At 55.8% G+C, this 16,390-nt stretch carries 17 protein-coding genes; 14 read left to right on the top strand and 3 right to left on the bottom strand.

What is annotated here, in order from left to right; genetic code table 11:
- The first annotated feature begins 3 nt into the window (after positions 1–3).
- Genes ACYAC5_RS07485 through ACYAC5_RS07505 form a run of 5 tightly spaced genes read left to right on the top strand, consistent with a single transcriptional unit; the run spans position 4 to position 5,156 of the window.
- Complete coding sequence (locus ACYAC5_RS07485) at positions 4–1,659, top strand: phage tail-collar fiber domain-containing protein (RefSeq protein WP_462062733.1); 1,656 nt, start codon at positions 4–6, stop codon at positions 1,657–1,659.
- A gap of 1 nt (position 1,660) precedes the next feature.
- Positions 1,661–2,248, top strand: a complete 588-nt coding sequence (locus ACYAC5_RS07490; RefSeq protein WP_462062734.1) for a tail fiber assembly protein — start codon at positions 1,661–1,663, stop codon at positions 2,246–2,248.
- Positions 2,208–2,942: a hypothetical protein gene (locus ACYAC5_RS07495; protein WP_462062736.1), complete on the top strand. Its 735-nt coding sequence runs from the start codon at positions 2,208–2,210 to the stop codon at positions 2,940–2,942. The genes ACYAC5_RS07490 and ACYAC5_RS07495 overlap by 41 nt, the downstream gene beginning before the upstream one ends.
- On the top strand, positions 2,935–3,468 hold the full coding sequence (locus ACYAC5_RS07500) for a baseplate complex protein (protein WP_462062738.1): 534 nt from the start codon (positions 2,935–2,937) through the stop codon (positions 3,466–3,468). Before ACYAC5_RS07495 ends, ACYAC5_RS07500 begins: the two co-directional genes overlap by 8 nt.
- Positions 3,469–3,476: 8 nt before the next feature.
- Positions 3,477–5,156 carry a hypothetical protein gene (locus tag ACYAC5_RS07505; RefSeq protein WP_462062740.1) on the top strand — a complete coding sequence of 560 codons (1,680 nt, stop codon included), beginning with the start codon at positions 3,477–3,479 and terminating at the stop codon, positions 5,154–5,156.
- 1,080 nt (positions 5,157–6,236) lie between these two features.
- Here the strand turns inward: ACYAC5_RS07505 and ACYAC5_RS07510 are convergent.
- The 3 genes from ACYAC5_RS07510 to ACYAC5_RS07520 all read right to left on the bottom strand — a co-directional run bounded on the left by ACYAC5_RS07510 (position 6,237) and on the right by ACYAC5_RS07520 (position 8,482).
- Entirely contained in the window at positions 6,237–6,407 is a 171-nt protein-coding gene (locus tag ACYAC5_RS07510) for a hypothetical protein (RefSeq protein ID WP_167391169.1), read from the bottom strand.
- 165 nt (positions 6,408–6,572) lie between these two features.
- Positions 6,573–8,072 carry a SulP family inorganic anion transporter gene (locus ACYAC5_RS07515; protein WP_271459953.1) on the bottom strand — a complete coding sequence of 500 codons (1,500 nt, stop codon included), beginning with the start codon at positions 8,070–8,072 and terminating at the stop codon, positions 6,573–6,575.
- 152 nt (positions 8,073–8,224) lie between these two features.
- Positions 8,225–8,482, bottom strand: coding sequence for a biofilm/acid-resistance regulator YmgB/AriR (locus ACYAC5_RS07520; protein ID WP_008102310.1), 258 nt, complete (start codon positions 8,480–8,482; stop codon positions 8,225–8,227).
- Positions 8,483–8,967: 485 nt separating this feature from the next.
- Between ACYAC5_RS07520 and ACYAC5_RS07525 the strand changes: the two genes are divergently transcribed.
- From ACYAC5_RS07525 to ACYAC5_RS07565, 9 genes are all read left to right on the top strand, one after another.
- A complete protein-coding gene (locus ACYAC5_RS07525; RefSeq protein WP_101760893.1) occupies positions 8,968–9,399 on the top strand; it encodes a MarR family winged helix-turn-helix transcriptional regulator in 432 nt (143 codons plus the stop codon).
- A 2-nt stretch (positions 9,400–9,401) separates the two neighbouring features.
- On the top strand, positions 9,402–11,069 hold the full coding sequence (locus ACYAC5_RS07530) for an MFS transporter (protein WP_101760892.1): 1,668 nt from the start codon (positions 9,402–9,404) through the stop codon (positions 11,067–11,069).
- The gene (locus tag ACYAC5_RS07535) at positions 11,066–12,157 is read left to right on the top strand and encodes an HlyD family secretion protein (protein ID WP_110865890.1); all 1,092 of its coding nucleotides are present in this window, start codon (positions 11,066–11,068) and stop codon (positions 12,155–12,157) included. Before ACYAC5_RS07530 ends, ACYAC5_RS07535 begins: the two co-directional genes overlap by 4 nt.
- A complete protein-coding gene (locus tag ACYAC5_RS07540; protein WP_192413706.1) occupies positions 12,154–13,524 on the top strand; it encodes an efflux transporter outer membrane subunit in 1,371 nt (456 codons plus the stop codon). Before ACYAC5_RS07535 ends, ACYAC5_RS07540 begins: the two co-directional genes overlap by 4 nt.
- A gap of 234 nt (positions 13,525–13,758) precedes the next feature.
- The gene (locus tag ACYAC5_RS07545; RefSeq protein WP_167391170.1) at positions 13,759–14,148 is read left to right on the top strand and encodes a hypothetical protein; all 390 of its coding nucleotides are present in this window, start codon (positions 13,759–13,761) and stop codon (positions 14,146–14,148) included.
- A 189-nt stretch (positions 14,149–14,337) separates the two neighbouring features.
- Positions 14,338–15,075, top strand: coding sequence for a beta-ketoacyl synthase chain length factor (locus ACYAC5_RS07550; RefSeq protein WP_137385538.1), 738 nt, complete (start codon positions 14,338–14,340; stop codon positions 15,073–15,075).
- Positions 15,065–15,862 carry a lysophospholipid acyltransferase family protein gene (locus tag ACYAC5_RS07555; RefSeq protein WP_110865892.1) on the top strand — a complete coding sequence of 266 codons (798 nt, stop codon included), beginning with the start codon at positions 15,065–15,067 and terminating at the stop codon, positions 15,860–15,862. The genes ACYAC5_RS07550 and ACYAC5_RS07555 overlap by 11 nt, the downstream gene beginning before the upstream one ends.
- 3 nt (positions 15,863–15,865) lie before the next feature.
- Positions 15,866–16,123, top strand: a complete 258-nt coding sequence (locus tag ACYAC5_RS07560) for a phosphopantetheine-binding protein (RefSeq protein ID WP_007887282.1) — start codon at positions 15,866–15,868, stop codon at positions 16,121–16,123.
- A gap of 11 nt (positions 16,124–16,134) precedes the next feature.
- A complete protein-coding gene (locus tag ACYAC5_RS07565; RefSeq protein WP_462062741.1) occupies positions 16,135–16,389 on the top strand; it encodes an acyl carrier protein in 255 nt (84 codons plus the stop codon).
- Position 16,390 lies beyond the last annotated feature (1 nt).

A 16,390-nucleotide genomic window follows, 5' to 3' on the forward strand; every position in this document is an offset into this window, starting at 1 on the left:
TTTATGTCTCAGTCAGTTATTACCCGCGCATTTGTTGAATGGAAAGCGCAGCAGGCTATCGACAATAAGCCGGTGGTGCTGGATGAATTCGTGTTCGCGAACGTGCCGGAACTTGATGTCACGCTTCCGATCCCAGATACAGACGGGCTCCCGGACATTAGCCGGATTGTTCACCGGCAGGCAGTGAGCAAGGCCGGAACGGTCAACCTCAACGCCGTGGTCTATTCGGTCACGCTGGGCGCTGAAGTGGGTGATTTTGATTTCAACTGGATTGGCCTGCTGAATAAGGCATCCGGCACGGTGGCGGCAATCATCCATGCGCCAGAGCAGCGCAAAATTAAGAACAGTGAAGGCCAGCAGGGCAACGTGCTGACGCGCTCCATCCTGATGGAATTCAGCAATGCGCAGAGTGAAACGGAAATCAGCGTACCGGCTGAGACGTGGCAGATTGATTTTACTGCTCGCCTGGCCGGTATGGATGAGCGTCAGCGTCTGGAAAATATCGATATTTACGGTGCTGCTGCATTCTTCGGTGATGGTTTTCTGGTCACGCGTAACAGTACCCGATACAGCATAGCGGCGGGCGCGGGTTACGTTGCTGGCCTTCGCACTGTGCTGGATGAGCCGCTTTCACTTACTGCACCTGCAAAGCCCTGCAAAGTCTGGGTAGATGTGGTCTGGACGGGCTCGCTTGTCAGCGTGTGGGATGTGAAAACCCTGATTACAGTGAATGACGAATTAGCGGATTATGTCGCAGACGGCAGGCCGCACTATGTATTTGCAGTGGCGGCTATTGACGCTGCTGGCGCGGTGACGGATTTGCGGCCTAAAGGCTCGCTGTCCGATCAGGCTTCGCGTGAATTTGTGCGTAAAGACCAGAATTTGTCTGATTTGGCGGATGTGGCAAAAGCGCGCGGAAATCTGAAGCTAGGTGAGGCCGCTACGCGAAGCATGGGATACACAGGCGAGACGGTTGCTTATGGCGATCTCTGCCCTGTTGGTGTGCCTTTGCCGTGGCCCACTGATACGCCGCCCGCTAATCATGCGCTTATGCAGGGCCAGACCTTCGATAAAGCGAAATACTCTGAGCTGGCTAAAGCATATCCAGCCGGTGTTATCCCTGATATGCGTGGCATGACAGCAAAAGGAAAGCCCGCGTCCGGGCGTTCTGTTTTGTCTATAGAGCAGGATGCCAATAAACGACATTCGCACCCTATCACCGTGCAAAGCACCGATCTCGGAACTAAAACCGTATCTACCTTTGATTACGGCACAAAGGGGACTGATGCTCAGGGCCATCACGGGCATAACGCCTGGACGGATGCACAGGGGCAGCACAGCCATCCGGGTAAATACTCCGGCTCAAATACAGCGCTGAACGGTGGTACTGGCCCGCGTGCATCATGGGGCAACGCGTACGGCTACACCTACACAACCGGGCAGGGCTCGGCTGATTATCTGATAGGCGATGCGGGGCTGCACGGTCACAACGTTGGCATTGAAGGCAGCGGAGCACACGGTCACGCCGTTGGCATTGGCGCACATAACCATACTGTCGGAATTGGCGCCCACGGACACGCAGCATCAGCGGGTGAAGAGGGTGAGAGCGAAACCCGCGTTAAAAACATCGCATTCAACTACATAGTGAGGCTTGCTTAAAATGCAATTTGAAATGATTAACCAGGAAAGAACGTTAACGGTGATTCACCTCGATCACCTGACGGGTGAGTTTGTTGGTGAAGGGCAGGTGCTTGTTCCACCGATGACCGGCCTGCCGGCGCACTGCACTTTGGTTAAACCGCCGCGCGAAAAAAAGAACACTGCGCGGGTGTTTAATGTTGATTCTCAAAGCTGGGACTATGCCGAAGACCATCGCAGCAAAACCGTGTACGACAAGACAACCTCATTTGCTTATGTGGTTTCTGCGCTGGGGCCGCTACCGGATAATTTTACGTTCACCGCTCCCGAGGGTGCATTCAGTAAATGGACGGGGGCAGGCTGGGTAAAAGATGAAGCTGCCGCGCTACAGGCTGCGCAGTATGAAGGCGAGCAGAAAAAGAATGCGCTTTTTCAGGAAGCAGCGCGATTAATGGCCCCGCTACAGAACGCGGTGAAACATTATATCGCCACAGAGAATGAGCAGCAGCTGCTTGCTGAGTGGGAGAAATACACCGTGTTGCTAAACCGCGTGAATGTGAATTCCCCGGATGAAATTGTCTGGCCTGCGGCTCCTCAAAATGTGGCGTGATGCCCTGTTAAAAATCTCGGACGAGCTCAGGCCGCTTGAGTGCTCAATAGTGCCCGCGCATCCTTGGGTGTATGGGCTCGGACATGGAACCGATAACGGCGCGTATCTGAGCCCGGTCAATGCCGTCGAATATCTGGCCGGTAAGCTGGCGGGATCTGGCGGTGAGGGCGAAGTGATTGTGCTGATGGTCTGCAACGCGACCTATGAAGAATTTATTCAGGCGCTGGATGATTTAGCTGCTGTTTTCCCCGCGCCCGCCTTCACCCAGATGGCCCGCTTTGCTGCTGCGGCATCTCACCTGGACGCAGTAAAAATGCAATTGCCGGGAAAACGGGCGGGCGGTTTACCCGCTGCTGTCGCGCTTTCCGTGCCAACCAGCCGTATTGCGCTCAGCGCTCAGCGCATCGCCGCTGCGCAAGCGGAGGCTGCGACCGGCAGCAATCCCATTGAACTGGCGGCGCAGCTGCTGGCATTTACGCAGGCCCGCGCGAGCATGCTGGCCGCTATCAGTAAAGAACTGGAAGACCTGAAGACGGGCGCCGCGCGCGTTTATGCATTTAGTTTTAAAGGGCTTTACGGCACTGCGGCGGCTGAGATGGTTAAAGACATTCCGCAATCAACTGCAGTGCTCACGGCGGCGATGATGTTTACCGGTGAAGACCTTTCTGCGCTTGAGGGAATGCTGCATGCCTGACACTACGTTATTTGCGCTTGATGGGAAGGGCGTCTGGATGGATCAGCTGCTGGTATCTCCTTCCATGCAGTTTAAAGAGCAAGACCAGTCGGGGCAGACGTCCAGCACTGTCAATTCAGAACAGGGCATTAAGGCAAAAACATTGCGCGTGACCGGGCAGATTGCCTTTGACAATGAAGAGCACCTTCAAAGCATTTTTGAAATGGCAGTCGCTACCGACAAGAGCGGAAAACTGAAAACGTACCGGGTTGCGCACCCGACTGCGACGATCATCAAATTCCGTGAAGGAACGTTCACCGGGGAGGTTGCCGCCATTCCACAGACTGATTTATTGGTGTGGCAGGTTAGCTTCACGCTGCGTGAAAAGGTCAGTGTGCCAGAGAAGCGAGAGGCGCGGAAAGGCAACCAAACCGGCGCGACGAAGCAGAACGGCAGCGGCACAGGTGGAGCGGCGCAAGAGGATGACACCGAAATGACATGGTTTGAAAAAAAAGTGCTTAAGCCAATTAATGACAAGCTGGGGTAACTGACCGCATGAAAACCATTAAGCGCCTGTACCTTTCCACTGACACGGTGCATTTGGCAGACGTTAATATCTTGCTGGAAATGAACGCCTGCGGGCGCGGATTTATTACCGCGCAGACGGATGAAGACTACACCGGCAAACTGGTGCGGCTGGACGTTGGCTATGATGGGCTTGTGCTGCGCTGGTTTACGGGTTTCGTTGAGCGCTCGCAGCCGTCTGATAACGGCTTTCAACGTCTGTTTGTGCGCGAGCTGATCGGCGTTTTTGACAAGCTTATGCCGTGCTCGTTTCAGCATCCCACGCTGCGCGATGTCCTTGCGTGGCTGACGGAGGAAAGCGGCCTGACGTTCAGCACGTCACCAGACGCCGATTATGCCAGTCGTCCGATCCCGCATTTCACGCATAACGGCACCGGCTATCAGCTGCTTGCAGCACTGGGCCGCGCATTTTCAATTGCCGATTACCAGTGGTATCAGCTGCCAGATGGCTCAGTGTTTGCTGGCGCTTCCGTGCACGGCATGTTCGCCGGTAAGCCGGTAGAAATTGATGCGGAGTTCAGCCAGGGCACAGCAGCGGGTAACAGCATGACGCTGCCGCTCATTCAGAGCCTGCGCCCCGGTTCGGAGGTCAACGGGCAACGCCTGACGCACGTACGCCTTTGCAATGACAATATTGAAATCAAATGGACGCCACGAAACAAAATGACAGGTCAGCCACTGCAAAAAACGCCGGTACAGCGCCAGATTGAGAGCGCCTTTCCTGAGCTGGCATCAGGCTTGCACCTGCCGAAATTTGCCCGCGTTGAGTCACCCAGTGAGGACGTGACCAGCGGTGACATCGCCGATCCCTTCCGCCCGCGTTACGCCGTGGATCTCCAGTTGCTGGATGCAGACGGTAAACCGGCAGCAGATACGCCGGTTTATCCCGCCGTGCCGCTGCCGGTTCCGATGGCCGGCAGTGAGTCAGGCATGTTTCATTTTCCGCCGCCCGGCACGCTGGTTGAAATCGGATTCACTGACGGCCGGCCTGATAAGCCCTTTGTGCGACAAAGCATGCCGCAGGGGCAAAACCTTCCGTCTGTGAAGCCGGGTGAGCAGTTACAGCAGCAGCGCGAAGGCGTATCACAGCGCGTCACGGTGGCGGGTGACTGGGTGCGCCAGACAGACCAGGCGATCACTGAAAAATCCATGAAGCGTGAAATCAGCGCAGATGATGAGGTGCGCCGCGTTGTGGCGCGTGAAACGTCGGTGCAGGCAACTGACTCGCTGACGGTGTTGGGAACGTGCAAGCTTATGGCCGGTGCTGTCGTGCACATCAGCGAGGGCGATTACAGCATAGCGACCGGCGCTAATGTGAATATCCGCTGCAGTAAAGACAGCGCTGTCTATGTTGGCCAGAAGCTCGATCTTGAGGTAGGCCAGACGCTGACCGAAAAAATCACCGGCATCAGGCGCAGTATTGCCGCTGCGCATCAGTTCATCGGGCCAGCGTTTACGATTGGCAACGAAACGGTAAACCTGCTCACGTTGCTGACGGATACGCTCGATGTTGTCAACGAGCTGGCAACAGTCGCCGCCAGTCATACTCATCCGAATGTTGGTGCCAGCGGGCAGGCCGCGCATTTCACCGCGACCGCAACGAAAACGCGCCAGCTGCACGCGAAGTACAGCCCGCTGATTGAGACTTAATACCGGCATGCACAGTCAGTTCTGGCTGTGCTCGATACACATCTAAATCATCCCATCGCACCAATCGCCCTCAGACGCCCCACAATCAACGCTGATTTTAAACCTATCCACGCGCAGGCGTGGTTTACGTTCGTTTAAATCCGCCCCGCTGGCGCAGCAGAAACGCACGTACGGAAGCGCGTACCAGACGGAAACTGCGCTACACCACACACGCCTGCGCGTTTTGGGTCATAAAAATTTTGCAATGAATGGAGTGCGCAAAATGATAGCTCAGGCCGCGCGGCTGCTGGGGTTGTGGCTACTTTCCGGCTTTGCACTCATCGCCAGTAATTGCAAAAGATTGCAATAAACCGTATGTGCCGCCGCTCTAACTGATTGGATAAGTTAATGTTTTACAAAGGATCAATTTGCTTTCCGTGTGGATCATTTGGCGTCTTAAGTCAGCGATTAAAATCAATGATGATTTTCGGCAAGCCAGATGTAGCAAGGCTTGCGGCGTGATTTGCCGCAATCGCCGCCATTGCAATTTGTTGCGCGTGGATCTCGCAAAGATCATCAGGGCCAATAGATAAGCCAAATTTAATAGAAATTACGGAATAGATTGCTATCTCGCTATGGCTTACATTATGTGAGGATTTTTTAGACAAGGAAGATAAATAGAATGATAGGCACAGTGATAGATATTATTTTAATTGTGGCTGTGGTGGGCCTCGCTATTGAGGTTCGATACCTGAGACGCAAAATGAAGCAGTACGGTTTATATAATTGGAACTAAGCCCGCTTTAGCGGGTTTTTTAATGGCGATGAATACGAGCCATGCGCAGCGATAAGCAGCCATGCGCAAAACTAAAGTGCTTATCAAACATAACCTTATGATTTTCAAAAGATGCCTGGATTTTTTAAAATCCCTCGGCTTATGGCTGTGCGGGTTCAAGTCCCGCCCCGGGCACCATATTCGCAGTAGATAAAACGAATAAAATAAAGCAATAAGCAGTAATGTCGTAACCGCCTAAGGGCGGTTTTTTTGTTTTTGTCCTTACCTCATCGCCAATAAAAAACCCGGCAAAGCCGGGCAAGTCATTACGATTGCGGTTGTCCCACCGGACCTGCACCTTCGCTGGCACCCGGCACCGGTTGGTTACTTGGCGCATGTGGGCGCCCATCGTTGCCGACCGCATCACTCTTGTGCATACAACCCGCCAGCGATACCAAGGTTAACGTCACCAATGCTGCTTTTGCTAAAACGTTCATCTGCTGCTCCTTATAATTAAGCGATTGAGTAACCAATCCCAAAGAGATCAAAGGATTGACCATGAGCTAAGCAAAGTCAGTGACAGCAAATTACGCAAGCGAAGCGCGGCAGTAACCATAAAAAACGCCGGATTTCCGGCGTTTTTCGTCTCAATCCTAATATTTCTATCCCAGATTGCCACTCAGCCGCTCGCGGAAATCGCTGCTGCGGTTATCCAGCCCGATAAAGGTGACGTTCGCTCCATGGCGCTGATAGCGATATTCGATAGCATCAAGGGCCGCCACGCTGGAAGCGTCCCAAATTTGCGCATGCGTCAAATCGATGGTGACAGTTTTTGGATCGTGGCCGTAATTGAAGTGTTCAAACAAATCATTGCTGCTACCAAAGAACAGCGGGCCGCGCACGGTGTAATTGACCTGTTGGCCATCCTCGCTCAGCTGGCGTTCAGCGTGAATGACGTGAGCGATGCGGCGTGCGAACAGCATCATCGCCAGAATCACACCAACCAGCACGCCAATCGCCAGGTTGCCGGTCCACACGGTGACAGCAACCGTCAGCACCATCACAAAGGTTTCCGACCACGGCATGCGTTTCAGCGTAGCCGGCTGCAGGCTGTGCCAGTTCACGGTTTTCACCGCTACCACCATCATAATGCCCGCCAGTACTACCATCGGGATCTGTGCCATAATCTGGCTCAGTCCGGTCACTAATAACAGCAGCACGATACCCGCCGCGACCGTAGAAACACGCGTACGTGCTTTGCCCAGCTCGACGTTAACGATGGTTTGGCCAATCATCGCGCAACCGGCGATGCCGCCATAGAAGCCCGCAAGAATATTGCCGACGCCCAGCGCCCAGGATTCGCGGCGTTTAGCGGAAGGCGTATCGGTGATGTCATCCACCAGTTTGGCGGTCAGCAACGATTCCATCAAACCCACAAAGGCGATGCTCAAGGCGGTGGGCCAGATGATTTGCAGCGTGTGCAGATTGATTGGGACCAGCAGCGTAGTGAAGCCTGGCAGACCGGCGGTCATTGGCCCTTCGTCGCCCACGTTCGGTACGCGATAGCCAAGCAGCAACGCCACCGCCGTCACCACCACAATCGCCACCAGCGGTGAAGGGACGCTTTTCAGCACTTTCGGTAGCAGCAGCACGATGGCCAGCGTAACGGCGAATAGCACCCACACCAACGCGGATTGTCCCCAAACGTGCGGGACCTGCGCAAAGAAGATCAGGATGCCGAGGGCGTTAACGAAGCCGATCATCACCGAACGTGGGATATAGCGCATCATGCGCGACAACCCAGCGAGCCCAAAGATAATCTGGATAATGCCGCCCATAATCACCGCCGGCAGGATGTATTCAACGCCGTGCGCATGCACCATTGGGCCGATCACCAGCGCCACCGAACCGGCCGCTGCGGTGACCATCGCCGGACGACCGCCCAGAATCGACAGCGTCAGGCACAGCACCACCGAGGCCACAAGGCTGACTTTAGGATCGACACCGGCAATCACGGAGAAGGAGATAACTTCCGGGATCAGCGCCAGCGCGGTAATAATGCCGGCCAGACACTCGCGGGTTAGCAGGGCAGGCGAACGTAAAACGCGCCCCACGGTGATATCGCTCTCCACCGCAGTGGTGCGCTCAGTTGGTTGACTCATAGATTGTGCAGGCTCTTTTATTATTGTGCGCATACCGTCGCGGTACGGCAGTAACCAGTTAGGATTTTCCGAGAAGGGATGTTACCGGGCAATAAGGTGAGACGCTAGCGCGTTGGGGCAGGTGAGGGTGATTCCATCCCTGGAATCCGGCTTTAGACCGCGAGATCGTCAGGTGTTTTATTCACAACCAATTCAAGCAGATGGCGATAAATATCCAGCTGAATCACATCGCTTTCCATCTCAAGACGGTTAATCAGAGAAGCAATAATCGCTTTATTAGAAACCGGCATACCGGCTTGCAGGATTTCGGCGATGATCTGCCCGAAAACTTCCATTTCACTACTGTCGCTATTACCGGCCAGTTTGAAATAGTCAGCGATGGCAGCGCTACTGTTTGCGGCGTTTTGCATATGTGAAGCCCTTAAGATCGGCCTGATGGCAATGTGCCTTCAGCTCCATGATGAAAAAAATTTGCACGCGGACAGGCGCGCAACACCCAACTCATCAACCAACGCAAAAAGACACCTCTGAAGGTGGAAATCCACAACACCTTCAGAGGCGACGCAAAGTGCATCATTCGTTACGGAGCCGTCAGCTGGCTCACGGGACGTAAACTTATACAATCCGGCGCAACTTGTACAACCTGTATTTTAAGCAATTTGTGCTAGTCCTTATTTAACAGTTACTTATGATTTGTAATGTTTTCTAAAAGCTATACAAGAATAAGCCCAAACCGCCAAATTTTCAGTGAGTTGTACAACTGATAAAGAAAGCTGGAGATTTTTTGTGCTGCCAACTACGTTTGCAGGTGTAAGCAAAATTTTCATTGGCGAGCGGCTTACCTTATAATAACGCTCCCGTTTAGTTAGATACCTAACCATTAGGCCACTACGTTTTGAGCGACTATCCCCAACCCTTTTCTCGTTTGCTGCATCTCACCGCGCACGCGTGGCGTTTGGCTGTTGATCGTCGCCTCAAAGAGAGCGGATTGAGCATGAGCAGCTGGATGGCGATTGCCAGCGTTGCAACCGCCGCCGAGCCGCCAACGCAAAAAGCGCTGGCGCAGTTGCTTGGTCTGGAAGAGGCCAGCGTCGTGCCGCTGGTGGATCGTCTGGTGAAGCAGCAGCTATTGGCGCGCGTGCAGCCGCCGGAAGATCGCCGCAAACGCCTGCTGATTCTGACTGAACAGGGCAGCGTGGCTTTTGCCGAAGTGAAAACGCAGGCCGATGCGCTACGTGCACAGTTGCTGGCGGATATCGATCCTGCATCGCTGGCGATAACGGAACAGGTGCTGCAACAGCTGCTCGCGCGTCTGGGAAGCGTTTAACGGTGGCAAAACGTAATCCTTATGCTCCGCGCGAATGGCTGCCGCATGAGAAGCCGATGCTGCCGGGCTCGCCCTCAACGCCGCTGCATTCGCCTTCGAAGCGCATCGCATTTGGCATCATTGGCTTATTGATCTCGATTACCGGCGCGCTGAGTAACGCGCTGGTCTCTGCCAACCTCACCAATCTGCAAGGCACCTTCGGCGCTTACAGCAATGAGATCGCCTGGTTGCCCGCGGTATATGTGATGGGCAACATCTCCATCAACCTGCTGCTGGTGAAGTTCCGCCAGCAGTTTGGTCTGCGGCTGTTCACCGAAGCGTTTCTGGTGCTATATGTGATCGTGGCATTTTTCCACCTGCTGGCTAACGATCTCAGCTCGGCGATCATTGTCCGCACCGCGCACGGCATGGTCGGCGCGGCGCTCAGTTCGCTCGGCATCTATTACCAGATTCAGGCCTGGCCGGCGAAGCATCGGCTTAAAGCCCTGGTGATTGGCATCACCGCATCGCAGCTGGCGATTCCGCTGGCACGATTGTTCTCCACCGAACTGCTGCAGCTGCAAGAGTGGCGCGGTTTATACCTGTTTGAACTCGGTCTGGCGATGATCTCGCTGGGCTGCGTGCTGGTGGTGAAACTGCCGCCCGGCGACCGCATCAAAGCCTTTGAAAAGATGGATTTCCTCACCTTTATGCTGATGGCGCCGGGCATGGCGCTGCTGTGCGCGGTGCTGTCGCTGGGCCGCATCGAATGGTGGTTCAGCACGCCGTGGCTCGGTGTGGCATTAGCGCTGGCGCTGGTGTTGATCGTGGCGGCGATTGTCGTCGAGCACAACCGTAAGAATCCGTTGCTGAATACCCGCTGGCTCAGCAACGGCACGATTGTGCGGCTGGGCATTGTGATGATCATGATGCGTATTCTATTGGCCGAGCAAAACACTGGCGCGGTGGGTTTCCTGCAGCAGCTTGGCTTACTCAACGATCAGATGCGCGGTCTGGCGTTAGCGATCATTGCCGGGGTGATTTGCGGCATGATCGCCAGCGCATTAACCATCAAACCCACGCATCTGAGCTGGCCAATTGTCGTGTCGCTGGTGGTAATGATCGTCGCCTCGCTGATGGATGCGCAATCCAACCCGCTGACGCGTGCCCACAATCTCTACTTTAGCCAGTTTCTGCTCGGTTTCGGCAGCGCCTTCTTCCTCGGGCCTGCCATGCTGCTGGGGATTGGCGGCGTGGTGACGCAACCGAAAAACCTGGTCAGCTTCTCGGTGCTGTTCGGTATGAGCCAGAACTTAGGCGGCCTGATCGGCGCGGCCATTCTCGGCACGTTCCAGACGTGGCGCGAAAAATACCACTCCAGCCTGCTGGGCGATCAGCTGTCGCAGCTGGATCCCAACGTGACCGAACGCCTTAGCCAGTACAGCTCGCTGTTTAGCAGCCAGTTGCCGGATAGCGTGCTGCTCAGCGCGCAAAGCAGCAGCCAGCTGCAAACGGTGGCGACGCTGCAAGCCAACGTGCTGGCCTATAACGATACTTATCTTCTTACCGCCGCGCTGGCTTTCATCACCTTAATCTGGGTGCTGTATCGCCTGACGCGCTTACGCTATATCAACTGGCGTCAGACTAAAATGAATGCGGCACAACCAGTAACCCCGACGGAGAATTCATGAGCCAACAGGACGACATTCAGGCGGCGGAGCGCGAGCGCACCAACCGCCGACGCATTCTTTCTATCGCCGCTGGCAGCGGCATTGTCATCGTCGGCGTGCTGGTGATCCTCTATGCCTGGCAGCTGTGGCCGTTCACCAGCACCGTTCAGTCCACGGAAAACGCCTACGTGCGTGGCCAGGTAACCTTTATCAGCCCGCAGGTGAATGGCTATCTGACTGAAGTGAACGTGGTGGATTTGCAGCCAGTGACCAAAGGCCAACTGCTGATGACCATCGACGATCGTATCTATCGTCAGCGCGTGCATCAGGCGCAGGCGCAGCTGGATATGAAAATCGCCGCGCAGAACAACAACCAGCAGCAACGTAAAAGTGCCGAAGCCAATATTCTCAGCAATAAAGCGGCGCTGGAAAATGCCAAAGCGCAGGCGCTGAAAAGCAGCCTCGATCTCAAGCGCGTTGAGAATCTGGCGGCTGATGGCTCGCTGTCGGTACGTGAGCGCGACGCCGCGCGCGCGGCAAATGCCCAGGCGCAGGCACAGTTGCGTCAGGCGGATGCGCAGGTGGCCGTTTCACAACAGAATCTGCAAACCGTGGTGGTGAATCGCGCGTCACTGCAGGGCGATGTTGCCAGTGCGCAGGCGGCGCTGGAGTTGGCAAATATCGACCTGGCGAATACGCGCATCATCGCGCCAGACAGCGGCCAGCTCGGTCAGCTGTCGGTGCGCAAAGGCAGCTATGTGACCGCCGGCACGCGTTTGACATCGGTGGTGCCAGAAAACAAATGGATCATCGCGAATTTCAAGGAAACTCAATTGGCGCGCGTGCGTCCCGGTTTACCGGTGAATATCCGCGTCGATGCGCTGGACGGTAAGCACTACGATGGCCGCGTCGAGTTTATTTCGCCTGCCGCCGGTTCCGAATTCAGTGCTATCTCGCCGGATAACGCCACCGGCAACTTTGTGAAAATTGCCCAGCGCATTCCGGTGCGCATCAAAATTTTGAATGACGATCTGCAAGCACTGCGTCCGGGCATGTCAGTGGAAGTGAGCATTGATACCGCCGCAGAGCCGCACAAGGATGCGCCATGAGGCGCTTACTGTTAGCCGCGTGCATGGCATTAATGGTGGGCGGCTGTGCGACGGAAGTAGAAAAAGCGCCGTCATCGTTGCCGATTCCTGAGAGCTGGCGTCAGCAGGTGGGCCCGCATGCGCTGCCGGAGGCGCAATGGTGGCAGAACTTTGGCGATGCCAATCTTAATCGCCTTGTCACGCAGGCGCTGCAGCACAACAGCGATGTCCTCACCGCGCGTTCACGCGTGGATCAATACCGTGCCGAGTTGCGTGCCGCGCAGGGCGATAATTTTCCAACGCTGTCGGCGGGCGTGGCGGCTACGCATCAGCGTGCGCTGTCGGCGGCCACCGGTCAGCCGTATGAAAACGCGGTATTTCAGGGATTGCTGCAGGCCAACTACGAGGTGGATTTATGGGGCAGCCGCAGCAACAGCATTCGCGCCGCAGAAGCTTCGCTGGATGCGCAGCGTGCTGCCGCTTCTGCCGCTGAGCTCACCGTCGCCAGTTCGGTGGCATCGGGCTACCTCAGCCTGTGCGCGCTGGATGAACAGCTGCGCGTAACCCAGGCAACGCTGGCGACACGCAAAAACTCGCTCAACCTGGCGCAGCGCCAGTTTGAAACCGGCTACACCTCGCGCCTTGAATGGATGCAGGCCGCCTCGGAATATCAAACCGCCAAAGCGCAGATCCCGCAGTTGCAGCATCAGATCGAGCAGCAGGAGAACGCGCTTAGCGTGCTGGTGGGCATGAACCCGCGCCAAATCGCGCGCAGCAGCCAGTTCGACCACATCAAGCCGCAAACCTTGCCATCGCTGCTGCCTTCACAGCTGCTGAATCGCCGTCCCGATATTGTGCAGGCGCAGCGCCAGCTGCTGGCCGCCGACGCGTCACTGGCTTCAACCCAGGCCAAACTGTTGCCGTCGCTCAATCTCACCGCCAGCGGCACCTTGCAAAGCAGCGAACTGCATCAGCTGCTGGATAATCCGTTCCGTCTGTGGAGCATTGGCGGCAGCATTCTGGCTCCGCTGCTGAATCGCGAAGCGCTAACTGCTCAGGTGGATGTGGCGATGGCGACGCGTAATCAGGCGCTGTACGGTTATGAAAAAGTGGTGCGTAACGCCTTCTCCGACGTGGATAACGCGCTGGATGCCATTCGCCGTAGCGAGGAGCAGCTGGCGGAGTTGCAGAAACAGGAGAGTTATGTGGCGGAAGCGTATCGCATTGCCCACAACCGTTACCAAAATGGTTACGCCTCTTATCTGGATGAGCTGGACGCCCAGCGCACGCTGTTCAGCACTCAGCTGAATATCGTGTCAGTAAAAAATACGCTGCTGTTAGCGCAAATCGATCTATATCGTTCGCTCGGCGGCGGCTGGCAGGGTTAAACATCATGTCGCAAGGCCATTTTTCGGTAGAAATTCCGCCGTAAAACGGCCTGCGTCTGGTTTTAAATCGGCAGTAAACGATTCTAAAGTCATTCATGCTTCTTTTTACTTGTCTTTACAAATAATGTTATTATCCGCCCGCTTTACACAGTCTGAACGGAACAGTGTTGGTAAGTTTACCAGCGCGGTCGCTCACTTAAGCGGCATGCAAAGACAGGGGAAGAAAAGGAAATGATGAATAAAAAAATCGGTTTTGCGTTGTTAGTTACTGCGGTCCTGTTAACCGGCTGTGCGCCGCGTACCGCGCCGATCCAGAATGTTAGCCAGACCGTGGGTCAGAGCTACTCGGATGAGCAAATGAAGCAAGCTATCGTCCAGGCGGGCGCCGCTAACCATTGGGTGATGACGCCAGCGGGTCCGGGCGTGATGAATGGTCACCTGGCCGAGCGCGGACATACCGCGGATATTCGCGTGAACTACACCGCGAACAGTTATCAAATTCAGTATGTCAGCAGCCAGAATCTGAAAGCAGGCAGCGGTCAGATTCACCGCAACTATAACCGCTGGATTCAGAACCTGAGCCAGGGCATCCAGACGCGACTGGCGGTCGAAGCCGCTAAATAAGCGCGAAGCGTGATTGCTGACATAATGTTGTAAAGTTAGCCGTAACGCTGCCGAAATAGAAACAGGCGGGCCACGTGCCCGCCTTGTTAATCGGCGACATCCGCATGGGATGACGGGTATAGAGAGCAAGGAAGGGATGCCGCGCAGCGAAAACCGGACCATCCCTGAGGCTGAAGAAAGAATACAGGTATGAAACTCGCTTACTCCCTTGTTGACTGGCACGCCATCGCGCCGGGCAACAGCACCGCAGAAGAGTGGCAACGTTGGGCGCAACAGGCACCGGCGTTAGATGCCACGCAACCTATCGCGAAACCCCAATTTTTGCCGATGATGACCGCGCGTCGTCTCAGCGCCGGCAGCCGTGCTGCGGTTGAGTGCGGGCTGGCGTTATTGGCGCGGCACAGCGTGGACGCCATCGTCTTCACCAGTCGCCACGGCGAACTGGAGCGTAATCTGCGCATTCTCACCGCGCTGGCGGAACAGCAAGCGCTGTCGCCCACCGATTTCGCCATGTCGGTCCACAACTCAGCGGTGGGCAGTTTGACCATCGCCGCGCGTCAGCCGTTGGTTTCATCCTCGGTTTCGGCCGGTATTGATAGCTTCCAGCAAGGATTGATAGAAGTGGCGGCGCTGCATCAGGCGGGTTACGCGCAGGTGCTGCTGGTGGATTTTGACGGCGTGGTGCCGGATTACTACCGTCCATGGCTACCGGAAATCGATCGCTTTAATGCGCCGTACGCGGTAGCGCTGCTGCTACGCGCAGGCGAGGCATGGCGTTGCGAAGCGCAGGCCGGCAAACCCGCTGAGCTGCACAACCCTCTGCCGCAAAGTCTGCAATTTCTGGCGGCGATGCTGCACAACACGCCACGTTTTAGCGTGGCCGGCGAGCGCCATCAGTGGCACTGGGAGCGTCTGCATGGTGGATAATTCGCTGACCGAGGCGCGTCCCGGTTTCAACTATTACTGGCGGCTGGTGATGACCGCCGTCAGCTTTACGCTGTTCAGCGTGGGCGGCCTGCTACTGTCGCTGATTTGGTTCAATCTGCTGTTACTGGTGCAGCGTGATGGCCTGCGCCGTCGCCATATCGCCCGCAGCAGCATCGCCTGGAGCTTCCGCTGCTTCCTGCGTTTCTGCCGCTTTGTCGGGGTTTACGATTACCAAATCATCGGCGCAGAACAGCTGCGCCAGGATCGCGGCTGCCTGATCGTCGCCAACCATCCGTCACTGATCGATTACGTGATGATCGCGTCGGTGCTGCCGGAGATGGATTGCCTGGTGAAAGCCGAGCTGCAGCACAACATTTTCTTCCGTGGCGTGATTCGCGCCGCCGATTACCTGATTAACAGCGAAGCCGATACGCTGCTGCCAGACAGCCAGCAGCGGCTGGCGCGCGGCGATACCATTCTGATTTTCCCGGAAGGCACGCGCACACGTTATGGCGAGCCGCTGAAGCTGCAGCGCGGTGCCGCCAACATTGCGGTGCGCGCGGGCTGCGATCTGCGTGTGGTGCACATCAGCTGCACCGAGCGCATGCTCGATAAGCAAAGCCGCTGGTATCAGATTCCGCTGGTTAAACCGATTTTTACTGTACGCGTACAATCGCGTATTGCCAGCCACGCCTTTAGTGAGGCCGAAGAGGATTCGCAGCCGCTGGCCGCACGTCGTCTGACGCGTCATCTGCAACAGGCGCTGGTGCCTGAAGAGACCAACTAAGTTATGCAAGTACTGATTAACGACATCAAACAGATGATTATCGACACGCTGAATCTGGAAGATATCAGCCCTGACGACATCGAAACCGACGCACCGCTGTTTGGCGAGGGGCTGGGCCTCGATTCAATCGATGCGCTGGAGCTGGGACTGGCGGTGAAAAATCGCTTCGGCGTACAGCTCTCCGCCGAGAGTGAAACGCTGCGCGCGCACTTTTTTTCCGTGGCTACACTGGCCGCGTTTGTTGAACAACAGCAAGCCTGAGAGCAGTCAACATGATGAACAAAAACGAAATTTACCAGGAAGTGGCTTCGCTGCTCACCTCGCTGTTTGAAATTGAGCCGGATGATATTCGTCCGGACGCCCGCCTGTATGAAGACCTCGAGCTGGATAGCATCGATGCGGTCGATATGGTGGTGCATCTGCAAAAGCGTACTGGCCGTAAGATCAAACCGGAAACCTTCCGCGCGGTGCGTACCGTGCAGGATGTGGTGGATGCCGTCGAACAACTGATGCGCGACGAAGCCTGAT

It is taken from the genome of Pantoea sp. y20 (assembly GCF_054903455.1).